A 13,963-nucleotide genomic window follows, 5' to 3' on the forward strand; every position below is an offset into this window, starting at 1 on the left:
TATTTACTTGGCTTTTTAGCCAAGTAAAATCGCCTCATCTTGCAATAGGCACACCTCACGAGCTGCACACATTCCATGTCCTCATCCGTCGCTAAAAACATGTCCTTCATGGACCGTTATCTCACCCTCTGGATTTTCGCCGCCATGGGCGTGGGGGTTCTGGTGGGGCAGTTCGTGATCTCAGACCCCGAAGCCTTTTTTGCCCCCTTGACGGTGGGCACAACCAACCTGCCCATCGCCATTGGCCTCATCCTCATGATGTATCCGCCGTTGGCGAAAGTGAAGTATGCCCAGTTGCCCCAAGTCTTTGCCAACAAACGCATCCTCGGACTTTCCCTGCTGCAAAATTGGATTGTCGGCCCCCTGCTGATGTTCCTGCTCGCCATCACCTTTCTGCGCGATCATCCAGACTACATGGTGGGACTCATCCTGGTCGGGATCGCCCGCTGCATCGCCATGGTGCTGGTCTGGAATGAGCTGGCCCACGGCAGCCGCGAATATGCGGCGGGCCTGGTGGCCTTGAACAGCATTGCCCAGATTCTCTTTTACAGCGCTTTTGCCTGGCTGTTCATCACGGTTCTCCCGCCTTTCTTCGGCCTTCAAGGCCGGGTGGTGGAGATCGCCCTGATGGATATCTTCTGGAGTGTCATAATCTATCTCGGCATCCCGTTCGCGGCAGGGGTGCTCAGTCGAGTTCTTCTGGTGCCTCTCAAAGGGGAGGAGTGGTACGAAAAAAAGTTCATCCCGCGCATCTCGCCGATCACACTGACAGCTCTTCTCTTCACAATTGCCGTGATGTTTACCTTCAAGGGAAAAGCCATTGTTGATCTGCCGCTTGATGTCCTGAGAATCGCCCTCCCCCTCACGATCTACTTTGTGGTGATGTTTTTTGTCAGTTTCTTCATGGCAAAAAAGCTCGGTGCCGACTACCCGCGCAGCACCTCGCTCGCCTTCACCTCATCGGGCAATAATTTCGAACTGGCCATCGCCGTGGCCATCGCTGTTTTTGGCATCCATTCACCCGTCGCTTTTGCCACGGTGGTCGGCCCGCTGATCGAGGTGCCCGTGCTGATTGCATTGGTTCACGTTGCACTCAAGTTGCGTTCAAAATTTGCCCCTTCAGCCCGTTAGGAGCCTGAATCCACACGACATCCTCAAATGCTTTCGACGACATGCCCATGAACAAACCCACCCTACTCATCCTTTGCACCGGAAACTCCTGCCGCTCCCACTTAGCCGAAGGCATCCTCCGGGCAGCGCTCAATGATGACTACATCGTGGCCAGCGCCGGATCCAAGCCCGCAGGCTACGTCCACCCGCTGGCCATCAAGGTGATGGCCGAAATCGGCCTCGACATTGCCAATCACACCTCCAAGCACCTGAATGAGTTTTTGAATCAGAATGTGGAGACCGTGATCACGGTCTGCGGAAACGCGGATCAGGCCTGCCCCATGTTCCCAGGCCAGGTCAACCGCCACCATTGGGGATTTGACGACCCCGCCCATGCAACAGGATCCGAAGAGGAGCAGTTGACCGTTTTTCGCCGGGTACGTGATGAAATCCGGAGGGTCTTTGAGGCCTATGCACAGGGGCGTCTTGATGAAGCCGCTGTCAGCCGTTCCATTCCGTAATGGTGCAGATGCAGTTGCAAAGAAATCGTCGCGCAAGAAGCCTCCCCTGAAGCCTCATGCGATGCAATACTCGATGGGGGGGAGCGTTTACTCCACCCCACTCACCCCCAACCTGATGAAGTTCAAGTTTCTCGCCTGTGCCCTGTCCTTATCCTTGTGCTTCGGCAGCACCCACGCAGCTCCGCCCAAAGCCCCAAAGCTGGTGGTGGCCATCGTGGTGGACCAGTTGCGTTATGACTACCTGGAGCGATTTCATCATCAGTTCACCGAAGGCGGCTTTCGCCTGCTGACTGACCAGGGAGCCTTCATGACCTTCGCACAGTATGATTACTCCCCCACCATCACCGCTCCAGGTCATGCGAGCTACTTCAGCGGCAGCCCACCGATGGCGCATGGAATCATTGGCAATGAGTGGTTCGACAAACGCACTGGCCAACCGATGTACTGCGTCAGTGATCCCGACGTAACAGGAGTCGGCACCGCCCCGGATGCCAAAGCAGGCAAGATGTCCCCTCGCAACTTCATTGGAGCGACCGTGGCCGACCAGATGCGCCTGCATTGGGGATCCAAGGTGGTCGCCATTTCCGTGAAGGACCGTGGTGCCATCCTGCCCGGCGGGAAAAAGCCAGCCGGGGCCTACTGGTTTGAGTCGGCCACAGGCCATTTCATCACCAGCAGCTACTACATGCCCGAGCTGCCCGATTGGGTCAAAACCTTCAACGACAGCAAGCAAGCTGAGGCCATGATCGGCCAGACTTGGGAGCGGCTTCTGGATGAAAAAGAATACCCAACGCCCGACGATGGCGCAGGTGAATCCCAATTGACAGGCGAAAGCACCAGCACTTTTCCCCACAAGGTCATCAAGGAAGAAAAGGATGGTTATGAGTCTATCCTCTCCACCCCTTTTGGTAACCAGTTGCTGGCTGAGTTCGCCAAGGCCGCAATCGAAGGCGAAAAACTCGGCCAAGGCAGCCGGCCAGACCTGCTCTGCGTCTCCTTCTCCTCCAATGATTACTGCGGTCACAAATTTGGCCCTTATTCTCACGAGGCCCAGGACATCACACTGCGTCTGGACCGCCAGTTTGCAGACTTTTTTGCTTACCTTGACAAGAAGGTGGGCCTGGCCAACATCGCCATCGTTCTCACTGCCGATCACGGCGTTTGCCCCGCTCCTGAGTATGCTCAATCACAAGGTCTGGACGGCGCAAGACCTGCGGTTTCGGATCTGATGAACGAGCTGCAAAACAAGCTGGTTGAGCGCTTCGGCCCTGGCCGCTATTTCCTGGGGGCGAAGATCGGTTTCAAACCGCGCCTGACCGATGGTAACCTTTACTACAACCACCCCGTGCTGGTGGAAAAGCAGCTCGCCCCAGAAACCGTCACCGCATTTGTGCGCGAATGGGCCCTCTCGACTGGCGTCTTCCACGCCGTCTATGGCCGGGAACAGCTTCTGGATGGGCGGGCCCCGGGCGTCATTGGGCAACGGGTGATGAACGGCTTCAATGGCGAACGCAGCGGCGACATCGTCTTTGTGCAAAAGCCCTTCGCCATCCCTGGCAGCGGGAAACCAGGCACGGGCACCACGCACGGCAGCCCCTTTTCTTACGACACTCACATTCCGGTGCTCTTCTATGGCAGCGCCTTCAAAACAGGTCGTTATGCCGATGAGTTTCACATCACGGACATCGCCCCCACCCTTTCCGCAGCCCTCGGCATCCAGGAGCCACCGAGCTGCATGGGCAAGCCGATGGTGAAAATCCTGAAGTGATCTGGCAAGGCGGTGAACCCACTTTCACAGAGCGGGTTCACCTATTCTGACAAGCTGCGATGGCCACCAGCCTAACAAACAATACTCACACCTCAGCGCTTCACACGGCCCGAGGCATCTCCGGCCATGAGCGCCTCCACTTCCTCACGGCTGCTGTAATTAAAATCCCCGGAAATCGAATGTGCGAGACAGGAAGCTGCGACCGCAAAGGAAACCGCCCTTTCGGGAGATCTGAGCTCTGGAGTCGTCAGGGCAAAGAGCAGACCTGCGGTGAACGCATCGCCTCCGCCAAGCCTGTCCACAATATCAGTAATGGCATAGGGCTGGTAACGACCTGTCTGCAGAGGCGCTCGATAGCTCTGACCCGAGGCGGCTTCATAAAGCATCCCACCCCAGTTATTGTGCGTAGCGGAGACACCTTCGCGCAGGGTCATGGCCACGTATTGTAGACGGGGGTAAGCCGCCACGATCTGTCTGGCCAATTCCTCCGGTGTTGTCTCGCCCACCTCCATGCCCAGCATCTGCACGGCATCCTCACGCCCGCCAATAAAGAGATCCACCAGCGGGATCAGTTCCCGCATGGTGCGGGTAGCAAGATCGCGAGGAGAAAGCCCCGGCTCCCACTGCCACAGCTTGCTGCGAAAGTTCATGTCGCAGGCAATTTTGACACCACGCCCCGAAGCCTCTCTCATGGCCGCCTTCGCCACCTCGGCTGCGTTTTTAGAAATCGCGGGAGTGATGCCTGAGATGAGAAACCACTCCGCCCCGGCAAAGATGGCCTCCCAATCGTAGGCCTCCGGAGGAGTGAGGGCCATCGCCGAGCCTTCTCGGTCATAGATCACCTGACCCGGACGCTGATTGGCCCCGGTCTCCAGAAAATAAAGGCCCAGCCTTCCCTGAGGAGTGCGCAGGATATGCCGCGTCTCCACCCCCACTGAGCGCAGGTTTGCCACACAGGCATCGGCGATCGCATGCTGAGGCAGGGCCGTGACGAACGAAGCCTCACCACCGAAGTGGGCAATGGACATTGCCACGCTGGCCTCCGCCCCGGCAAAGGTGACCTCCAGCGCCCCTGGCATCGTTTGCTGAAAACGCAGGTGCCCGGAAGCGGCCAGCCGCGCCATGATCTCGCCCAGCGTGACAATCCGGCTCATGCCTGGCCTCCACGCAACAGGTTCACCATCGTTTTGACCCGGCGTGCATTGGTGGTGATGGCGGCCCAGTTTTGTGTTCGGATGAGCGGCTTCGAGGCCAGCCAGGACCCGCCCAGTGCGAGCACCGAAGGTTCCTTCAAATATTCCTCCGCATTGTCAGCCCCCACACCGCCTAACGGAATGTATTTCACTCCCAGGTGGGCAAAGGGCGCTGCAATGCTGCGCAGGTAGTCCAGACCTCCGCAAGGCTCGGAAGGAAAAAATTTCAGCAGCCTGCAGCCCTGCTCCAAGGCCAGTTCGATGTCCGTCGGCGTGCAGATGCCAGGGGCAAAAGGCAGCCCGATGCGCACGGCCTCCGCCACCACCCGAGGGTTCATTCCAGGGGCCACGCCAAAAGCGGCCCCGGCCTCCTTCACCTCGTTCACCTGGGTCAGGTTCAAGATCGTGCCCACGCCGATGTTCATCTCCGGAACCTCCGCCCGGATGACCCGCAGAACCTCCATCGCCACAGGCGTGCGCAGGGTCAGCTCGATGCAATCCACCCCTCCGGCGAGCAGTGCCTGTGCGGTAGGAACTGCATCGGCCACGTCATCAATCATGAGCACGGCGATGACGCCCGTTTGATAAAGATGGGTCTGCAATGAATCAGGAAAGGCGGTAGAAGACATGGTTATAAAAAGGGTTATTCCAGAATGCCGAACATGATGCGCTCCTTGCGGCTGGCATCTTTGTCCCCCTGGGTCACGGAGAGATAGATGCGGCCTTCATGCTCACGAAAAACAGGATACTGGAACGACTTCTCCGTTTCAAAACGGTATTTGCGCTCCCAGGTTACCCCATCTTTGGAGACATCCAGATTGAAGACGGATCGGCTCGCCCCGTTGATCTGCGCTGCATCCTGCCAGCCTAGATAGTACAGGCCCTTGAGACGGTCGAAGGTCGGTTTGGAAGACGTGCCATTGGGCACAAACGCACGGTGCTCATTGGGCGACCACGTGCGCCCATCACGGCTGGTGGTGAAGGTGTAATTGCGGTTGCCCCCTTCCTGGCGGCAGATGGCCATCCAGGTCCCATCGGGCAGGCGGTTCACCGCAGACTCCGTCAGCTTGAGGTTGCCCGGTTCGTTGTAGTGGCCCACGACCTCGAAGACATCCAGAGACGCATTGACACGTGCCAGAGCATTTTGCCCCCCAGGATAGTTGTTCAGCGCCACATAGGTCTGGCCATCGAAAACCTTGAATGAATCAAAAAGGTAGAGACCGAAATCCACGGCCGGTTTGGTGAAGCCCTGCACCACAGCATCATGGTGAAAGTGCTGGGGCTGCATGTCAAAGGTGCCTGCTGCGGTGTTGATCTTCGCCTTGTGCAGGGTGTTTTCGAAGCTGCCCTGCGTCAGGTCGTAATCCAAAAACCACGTCTGCGCCTGCCGTTGTTTGGGCGATTCGCTGGCAAAATAGCAGCGCAGCGTGCTCGCATCTTTTTGCAGGATACGCGGGACAAAGCAGGCCCCGGCAGGCAGCGTCACATTGTCGAATTTCTGCTCGGATCTCGCAAAACAGACGCTTTTCTCCACCCGCAGCGTCTTCACATTCACCACGGCGAGGGTGACATAGACAAAGGGCCAGTCCGCACTCTCTCCACCCTGCACATCATTGGCCTCTGCCACGATGTAGGCGTGATCACCCACGATGGCCATCTCCGCATCATGCGCGCCCTTCACCTGCGGCTCCGTCGTATTCACCAGCCCCGCCATCACCTTGTCAGCAGCCGCTTTGGCATCCCAGCCGGGCGGCAGGATTTCGGCAGCAGAAATCAGGGGCAAAAGAAGAAAAAGGCAGGGAAGTCGGAACATACGGCAGCGCAGTGCGATCCACACCACAATCAGTGTGCATCGGCAAGTAAGGATACTGAGGAACCTTGCCCATCTATCGCTTTTCTGAGCGTCTAACGGCGCTTGCCCCCGACAGCTCGACGTGGGGTTTTCTCTCCAACACAAAATCCTTCACAATTTGCCGCCAGGAATCTCTCCCTTCATCGTTTCTCAAGCGATCATGAAGCTTCTTCTCTCTTTACTCTGCCTCCTGTGCCTTCATCTGGCCGCTGCGGACCGGCCCAATATTGTCGTCATCCTCGCTGATGACTTTGGCTACGGCAGCACCGGGGCCTACGGTGCGGATCCAGCGCTGGTCCGCACCCCGCATTTGGACCGGCTCTCACGCGAGGGCCGCCGCTTCACTGATGCCAGCACCACCTCATCGGTCTGCTCTCCCACCCGCTATTCCCTGATCACCGGCCGCTACTGCTGGCGCACCAGCGAAAAGAGCGGGGTCCTCGGCACCTTCTCCCCGCTCCACATTGAAACGACTCGCCTGAACATGGCCTCCCTGCTGAAAAAGCATGGATACAGCACTGCCGCCATCGGCAAATGGCACCTAGGCTACGGCACGGCAGATGATTCCCCCCAGTGGCGTACCGACTACACGGCTGAGCTTTCGCCTGGGCCGCTGGACATCGGTTTTGACTACCACTTTGGCGTGCCTGCCAACCATGGAGACCTCACTGGCATATACGTGGAAAACCGTTTTGTCTATGGCCTCCGCCAAGGCAAAATCCCCGCCGGCATGAAGGTGCCTGGGACCGACTCTGACGGCCCCGACTTCAAAACCACCTACACCCCCGAAGACACGGAATCTGGCCGGGCCACAATCCTCGATCTGGATGCTCCACGGCGCGTCAATGAGCGCGTGATGCCCCTGCTCACCCGAAAGACAGCGGACTGGATCCGGCAACAGAAAAAGGACCGTCCGTTCTTTCTCTACTACACTCCAGTGGCCGTCCACAATCCCGTCACGCCGGACAAAGATCTGGCGGGAAAGAGCAAGGCTGGCCCATATGGTGACTGGATTCACGAGCTGGACCGCAGCATCGGCGGCGTGCTCGCAGCCTTGGATGAAACCGGCCACGCAGAAAACACGCTTATCCTTTTCACCAGCGACAATGGCGGCGTCTTCAAACCTGAACGCGACATGCCGCAAACCGATGCCTTCAAGGCAGGCCTGAAGGTGAATGGCGCTCTCCGTGGAGGCAAGCACACCGTCTGGCAGGGCGGCTTCAAGGTGCCCTTCATCGCCCGCTGGCCCGGCAAGATCCCCGCCAACAGCGTGTGTGATGAAATGGTCAGCCTGGCAGACATCCTCGCCACCACGGCGGCCATCATTGGCGAGAAGCTCCCGGCTGCCCAGCAGGCAGCCGAAGACAGCCACAACATCCTCCCTGCCCTGCTGGGAGAACAAGCCGCTCCGGCTCGCAACCATCTCATCGTTCACAGCTCAGATGGCGTGTATGCGATTCGCAAAGGCCCCTGGAAATGGGTGGAGGGCATCCCTGCAGCGGGCATCAAACGCACCCGCTCGGACGAGTTCATCCCCACGCTCTTCGATCTGGAAAAAGACCCCGCAGAAACCAAGGACATAAGCGCTCAGCATCCCGAAGTTGTGCAGGAACTCTCCGCCTTGCTGAATCAGTATCGCAATGGCGGCTACAGCCGTGAGCTACCACCTCTTCATGAAACAGGGCAGCCTAAAATCGCCACACTGCCCCCCCTCCCAGGCAGCCCGTTGCTGGAGGCCCCTCTTGCCAGCCTCCCCGACAAACCCTGGGCCATCACCAGGGGCACTTGGAAAGCGGAGGACAAGGCTGTTTGGGGTATTCAAAAAGGACCCAAGGATGCAGGGGCTACCTTGCGCGTCCCAGTCACCTTCACAGAGGGCGTTCTCGACTATTCCATTCAGTTTCAGGGGGCCAACCGCCATTCACTGCGCATTGAGGCCGGCGAAGAACACCACAGCTTCCGCATTGAGATCAGCCCCTCATACATTGGCCTCACCAAAAACCCGGATCCTGGCCAGTCAAAAGAGCAGACCGTGCCCCTGGCCCGCAAGTCACTCGAACTCCAGACCGGCATCTGGTATCCTGTGCGCATCACCTTTCATGGCAGTGAAGTCACCGTCCAAGTCAATGACACTCGTATCACCGGCACGCACACCCTCCTGATAGAACCGAAAAAAGCACTCAACTTCCTCGTCTTCGGCGACCGCGCTGGATTTAAGGATGTTCGCCTGATCCAGACTCAGCCCCAGTCCAAGCCCTGAGCCAGACACAGACCTGGAGCCAATCATCACAGCCAGCAGGACCTTTACGTTGGGCCCCTCTGGCGTTATATCGCGACTGTTGCAAAAGACTTCATCCTCCTCACTGCCTCCTATTGAGAGGCCCGCTCCAGTCACCTGGGAGCCGGGGCTCATCCTGGATCTGGAGCAGCGCATCCTGCCACGCTATCTCCCCCAGTGCCGCTGGTTCGGTGGAAAATCGCTTTCTCTTCAGGCCACGCAAATCATTCAGGACACGGTCTTCCCCGGGACCGATGTCCATGTCCTGCTGGTTAAGACAACCTTCTCCGACGGACCGCCTGAGCAATACCTGCTTCCCCTTTGTTTGCTTCACGGATCCGAGGCGGCAACCTTCAATGCTGCGTTTCCCAACAAAGTGTTAGGCCATTGGGGGAATGCTGGGATGCTGTGCGATGCCCTGCAAACTTCAGAGTTTCAAAGAGCCCTCTTCGTGGCACTCATCGGCAGGGAACCTTTGAATTCCTCTTTCGGCCTCATCCTCGAATCGCCACCTCGACATGACGAAGAGGAGCTAGATCAGGCAGCCTCGCAAGCACGCATCCTGAGCGGGGAACAGTCCAACACCTCCATCAGCTACGCGGATCGGTGGCTGGTGAAATTCTTCCGCAAATTTGAAGTGGGCATTCATCCAGAGGTGGAGATGACCCAGCATCTCACCCGGCACCATTTTCAGGTGCCCCCATTCCTCAGTGCACTGAATCTTCCTCTCGATGCTGACACTGGCGTGGCGGCCATGCTGACCCATTACACCCCGCATCAGAACGACGGCTGGACCTTTACACTCGAGGCCTTGCGACAGCTTTTTGCGCAAGTCATCGAATCCCCTCCCTCCCATCATACCGACAGGCAGGACGAAATTATTGGTGCCTCCTACCCTGCGCGTGCCGCCCAGCTCGGTCGCCTCACCGCCCGCATGCACATCGCCCTGGCTGCAACCTCGGACGATCCCAACTTCCATCCCCAGCCCTTCACGCCACAAGACAGCCGCAGCCTTTGCGTAGCCATGCGGGCCAATGCCACCCGCGTGCTGGCCGAACTGCAATGTCAACTCACTCGCCTGTCTGAGGCATCGCAGACCATGGCTCGTGAGGTCTTGGAGACCCGGCAGGTTTTCCTGGAAGCTTTTGATAAGCTGAGCCAAAAGATCATCGAGTGCAGCCTCATCCGTGTGCATGGCGACTTCCATCTGGGCCAGACCCTCAATACCGGGACAGATTTTGTGATCATTGACTTTGAAGGCGAACCGCGTCTGCCTCTTGACCAGCGTCGTCTGCCACGCCCCGCCCTGAGGGATGTCGCAGGCATGGTTCGTTCCTTCGAGTATGCGGCTTCCGCCGCACTTGACCAAGCCCACGATGAAGAGCGAGATTCGCTCGCCCCCTGGGCCCAAGCCTGGGCGGATGTGGTGATCAAAAACTATCTTTGTGCTTACTTCGAGACAGCCCAGGGCCAAAAATTCCTTCCCCAGTCCCCAACAGACGCCCAATTCCTTCTCGACCTCCACATTCTCGACAAGGCCCTCTATGAAGTCGGTTATGAGCTAAGCTACCGCCCTCATTTAGTCTCCATCCCCTTGAGAGCCATCTCCCGCCTTCGATCAACCTTGGAGCCGTGAAAAGACGAGGTTGGCAAAATCAATTGTGCCTAAGTAAGGCTGAAACCTCTATCCACATTGGTTCTCAACGTGGAGCGGGCGATGGGAATCGAACCCACGTTTCGGGTGTGGTGGTTTTCAGTGGTGAAAAGTGGTCGATTTCACTGGGAAAAACGGGGTTTGTGCAGTATGTTTACTGCACAAACTGCACTGCAAAAATGGCTTCGCTCTACCGCAAAAAACAGTCTCCATATTGGTTCATTCAATACACTGATTCAGAGGGCGTCCGCCGCAATCGGTCCACTGAATTGAGGACCGATGATCCCGGCGAGACGGTCAAGGCTCGCACACTGCGGGCGGAAATGGAAGCCAAAGAACTGTCCCGGTCGGGAAGCACCGTCACCGGGGAGGCTTGGGATAGCTGGGTGCCGAAATACTTGGAGCGGCACTGTGACAGTGAAAAGACGCTGGTGCGCTACACGGGCATCTGGAAATGGGTCGCGCTCTGGCTTCAAGACAAGCACCTGCATTCGCCCCGTGCCATCACCTACCGGAACGCCATTGAATATCTCGACTGGCGGACGGGCTACAAAAAGAAGACCGGAAAGACGGTCGGACGGAACACCGCGATTCTGGAACTGAAAATCTTCGCGATGATTATGGGCGAAGCGGTGCGCCTGGGGCACGCTGACGCCAACCCGCTCACGAGCCTCAAGCTCAAGCGGGACAAGTCGGCAAAAAAACCGGAGCTGACGGATGACGAAATCCGCACGATTCGGGAGGCTCTGAAGGAGGAACCCGAATGGATGCAGACGGCTTTTGACATCGCTCTGCACACGGGCTGCCGTCTCCAAGAAACCCGCATCCCCCTGAGCTGCATCGACTTCGAGGAAAACAAGATCACCTTTCCCTCACCCAAGGGCGGCGAGGATCGGGCCTTTTCGATTCCGATGCCCTCGGCGCTGCATCCTCTGTTTGAGAAGCTGCGCCGCCTGAAAAAGAAAGTCACGCTGGAGTTCCCCTTCCAGCCTTCACGGCGCTGGCAGCAGTTCTTCGCCAAGGTGAAGATGCCGCATCTCTGCTTTCACTGCCTGCGCGTGACCTACGTCAACCGGCTGCGGCGTGCAGGCGTGCCGCGTGAAGTGTCCATGCGGCTCGTGAATCATGCTTCAGAACTGATTCACAAGGTTTACCAGCGCGAGAAGGCCGAAGATGTCGCGCAGTGGCGTGATGCCGTAAAGTTTGAGCCAGCTTAAACGGGCGTGGTGGACGTGAGCAATCGGCAGGAATACTGGCGCTCACTCCAATGCACCGCGCAGGTTTCCGAAACCACATACCACTTGCCCGGCGGATTGCCTGAACCGTGATTCGCTCCCATGCAAGAGCACTCGCAATTAAGTCCAACGGCATCCCAACAAGCGGGAGCGCATTTCTGCTGAACTTGGAAAGGGTGAATCACATAGATTTTTCCATATCGAGCCAGCGACCGTTTCACCACGTCTTCAAACCATGCTTTGGGCAGTTCCCAGCACTTCCACTGCGGATTCCAGTTTGGCTGGTTCCGATGTCCCTCCTTCAGCCATTCGCGATTGCTCTTGTCGAATGGAAGCCTCAGCAAAACGGGTTTGCGTCCAGGTTGCCTGAAGGCAACAGGAATCAGTTTTTGATTCCAGACAGCTTTGAGCTTGGGGTCTTGATTGGTGTTTTGAGACATAGGAGTGACACCTCCACCTTGTTATGCAGTCTCCAGTCTAAACCTGCTGAAAGTGTCATGGAAGGGCGAAAAGCGTCGATTCAGTTACTTCGCAGACCTGCGAAGAATAGGCCGCGACAGCGGCCCGTTGGGGTTGGCGTGGGCGGGCAAATCCAAAAAGTATTCGCAGAGCGAGCAAGCGAGCGGCGCGTCTGCTGGAAAAATCCGCTGCCCCTATCGGGGCAGCGCTTCCATGTGCAGGTGCAGCTTTCGGTCGTGCGCCATACGGCAAGAGAGCGAAACGGCGCGGCGGTAGCTGAGGCAATGATAAACCGTTGTGCGCGGCTGGCGGTCTTGGGTCGAGATGACGGCGACACGCCACGCGGGGCGCTGCCTGCCGTTCACGGTTGCGGCCCCCTTGTGGGGGCCGGTCATTCTGACGAGTGCATTCATGGGCGAGCTTGCTCCTGCTCAAGGTTCAAGATGTAGTTGGCGGCCTTCTGCGCCTGCGATGCGGCGCGGACAATCCAGCCTTTGGCGTCCTTGCTTTGCAGGGCATGAATCCAGCTTTGCAGGTAGCCGGCGGAGTTGGTGAGTTCATCCTCAATGATGCCAGCATGGGCATTCAGGAACGAAGCGGCCATTTCTGCCACAAGCTCTTCCTCGGCGTAGGTCTTGCGGGCTGTGTCGCCGTCGGCGCTGATGCCGCGATTCTCCAGCAAGGTCTTGCGGGCAAGCCGTGAAGCATGGCCGGTGCTGTGGGCCAGCTCATGAAACAGCGTGGAATAATAAGCCTCCTCGCCTTCGAAGAATCGCCCCTCCGGCATGTGGACGCTATCAGTTGCGGGGCGATAGCAAGGAACCGCTGCCCCTTCGCGGATGGCTGGCGCGTTGGGCATAGCTGCCACGATAGCGCGGGCACGGTCGGTCTTTTCGGAAAGCGAAAGCTCTGGCAGGTTCTCCGGCGTGGGAAACTCGATGCCTTCAATCTGTGACGCATGGAACACGGTGTAAGCCTTCAAGAAGCGGCGTGTCTCGCCCTCCCCGTCCTCGGCGTGGCTGCCCTCGTCCTGCTTGTTGTAGGTGCCGTATTTGACGACAAGCGAACCCTTCTCGCCTTTGCGGACGTGTCCGCCAAGCTCCTTGGCCTGAATGAAGGTCAGGAAAAACGGGGAAGTGCAACGCAGACTCCCCAAAAGAAAGACGTTAATCCCCTGATAGGCTCTGCCGGTGGCAAAGTTTCGGGGAAAACCCACCTTTGAAAAATAAGGCGACTTCCAGGGAATAACCCCGGCTTGTAGTTGGTCGATGATGCGGTCTGTAACCTGTGCGTAGATGTCTGATTTCATGATGATTCCTCCTGTTGCGGTTTTGCGCAAAGCACTCGCTCGCGCGCAAAACATGCGTGCCCACTGCCGGAGGATCGGGCGGGCAGTCAGAGGGAGGTCTCCGAAGGAGGGTGCCCTTTAGGGACAGCCTTTGGATGCCCTTGACGGCCCGAACGTCCGCGAGGCATCAAAGCCGCCCGATGCTGAGGGCGGCGCACTTCACGCGCTGACTAGCGCGGTGTCGTTTGGCACGGAGGCTGTAGCGGCGTAGTCGCAGGGAACCGGAGCGAAGCGGATGCCGCCTCGGTGCGCAAAGGTGGAGGAACTGGCATGGTTCACGGAAAGACGCGGGTCGGCTCGTTGCCGACAGTGAGCGGCTTTATGGGAACGGTGCTAGGCGGTAGGATAAAACACCTGCGCAGCATGGCGGGATTGGGGAAGCGCAGCGGCCAATGCCGCCTTGCTGCCCGTATGGCGGATGGGGCGCAAGCTGGCCTTTTGGACGAATGCGCCGCGAGTGACGAAGGAGGGAAAGCGGGCGCAGTCACGCCGCAAGGCTTCGGCCAAAAGGTGGGCTTGCTCGCGGCAGGTGGTGCGGAGCCGAG

General features: G+C 58.1%; 10 protein-coding genes. 6 read left to right on the plus strand and 4 right to left on the minus strand.

Annotation, left to right across the window (positions count from 1 at the left end; all coding sequences use genetic code 11):
* The first annotated feature begins 75 nt into the window (after positions 1 to 75).
* The 3 genes from arsB to ABEB25_RS03765 all read left to right on the plus strand — a co-directional run bounded on the left by arsB (position 76) and on the right by ABEB25_RS03765 (position 3,399).
* Positions 76 to 1,131 (plus strand): ACR3 family arsenite efflux transporter, encoded by a 1,056-nt coding sequence (arsB, locus tag ABEB25_RS03755; protein WP_345735043.1) that lies wholly within the window; start codon positions 76 to 78, stop codon positions 1,129 to 1,131.
* Positions 1,132 to 1,172: 41 nt separating this feature from the next.
* On the plus strand, positions 1,173 to 1,631 hold the full coding sequence (locus ABEB25_RS03760; protein WP_425571962.1) for an arsenate reductase ArsC: 459 nt from the start codon (positions 1,173 to 1,175) through the stop codon (positions 1,629 to 1,631).
* Between the two features lie 115 nt (positions 1,632 to 1,746).
* Positions 1,747 to 3,399: an alkaline phosphatase family protein gene (locus ABEB25_RS03765; RefSeq protein WP_345735045.1), complete on the plus strand. Its 1,653-nt coding sequence runs from the start codon at positions 1,747 to 1,749 to the stop codon at positions 3,397 to 3,399.
* 92 nt (positions 3,400 to 3,491) lie between these two features.
* On the opposite strand, the gene ABEB25_RS03770 is transcribed toward ABEB25_RS03765, so the two are convergent.
* From ABEB25_RS03770 to ABEB25_RS03780, 3 genes are read right to left on the minus strand one after another with little or no spacing between them, the layout of a single operon-like run.
* Positions 3,492 to 4,553, minus strand: a complete 1,062-nt coding sequence (locus tag ABEB25_RS03770; protein ID WP_345735046.1) for a sugar kinase — start codon at positions 4,551 to 4,553, stop codon at positions 3,492 to 3,494.
* Positions 4,550 to 5,221, minus strand: a complete 672-nt coding sequence (locus ABEB25_RS03775) for a bifunctional 4-hydroxy-2-oxoglutarate aldolase/2-dehydro-3-deoxy-phosphogluconate aldolase (RefSeq protein ID WP_345735047.1) — start codon at positions 5,219 to 5,221, stop codon at positions 4,550 to 4,552. Before ABEB25_RS03775 ends, ABEB25_RS03770 begins: the two co-directional genes overlap by 4 nt.
* A 14-nt stretch (positions 5,222 to 5,235) precedes the next feature.
* Entirely contained in the window at positions 5,236 to 6,405 is a 1,170-nt protein-coding gene (locus tag ABEB25_RS03780) for a sialidase family protein (RefSeq protein ID WP_345735048.1), read from the minus strand.
* A 199-nt stretch (positions 6,406 to 6,604) separates the two neighbouring features.
* Here ABEB25_RS03780 and ABEB25_RS03785 point away from each other — a divergent pair, with 199 nt between their 5' ends.
* The 3 genes from ABEB25_RS03785 (at position 6,605) to ABEB25_RS03795 (ending at position 11,593) form a co-directional block, all read left to right on the plus strand.
* Positions 6,605 to 8,704, plus strand: coding sequence for a sulfatase family protein (locus tag ABEB25_RS03785; RefSeq protein ID WP_345735049.1), 2,100 nt, complete (start codon positions 6,605 to 6,607; stop codon positions 8,702 to 8,704).
* Between the two features lie 79 nt (positions 8,705 to 8,783).
* Positions 8,784 to 10,358, plus strand: a complete 1,575-nt coding sequence (locus ABEB25_RS03790; RefSeq protein ID WP_345735050.1) for a putative maltokinase — start codon at positions 8,784 to 8,786, stop codon at positions 10,356 to 10,358.
* 197 nt (positions 10,359 to 10,555) lie between these two features.
* The gene (locus ABEB25_RS03795; protein WP_345735051.1) at positions 10,556 to 11,593 is read left to right on the plus strand and encodes a tyrosine-type recombinase/integrase; all 1,038 of its coding nucleotides are present in this window, start codon (positions 10,556 to 10,558) and stop codon (positions 11,591 to 11,593) included.
* 886 nt (positions 11,594 to 12,479) lie between these two features.
* Here ABEB25_RS03795 and ABEB25_RS03800 read toward each other — a convergent pair.
* On the minus strand, positions 12,480 to 13,379 hold the full coding sequence (locus ABEB25_RS03800; RefSeq protein WP_345735052.1) for an ArdC family protein: 900 nt from the start codon (positions 13,377 to 13,379) through the stop codon (positions 12,480 to 12,482).
* Positions 13,380 to 13,963 lie beyond the last annotated feature (584 nt).

Source organism: Prosthecobacter algae, assembly GCF_039542385.1.
Lineage (GTDB): Bacteria > Verrucomicrobiota > Verrucomicrobiia > Verrucomicrobiales > Verrucomicrobiaceae > Prosthecobacter > Prosthecobacter algae.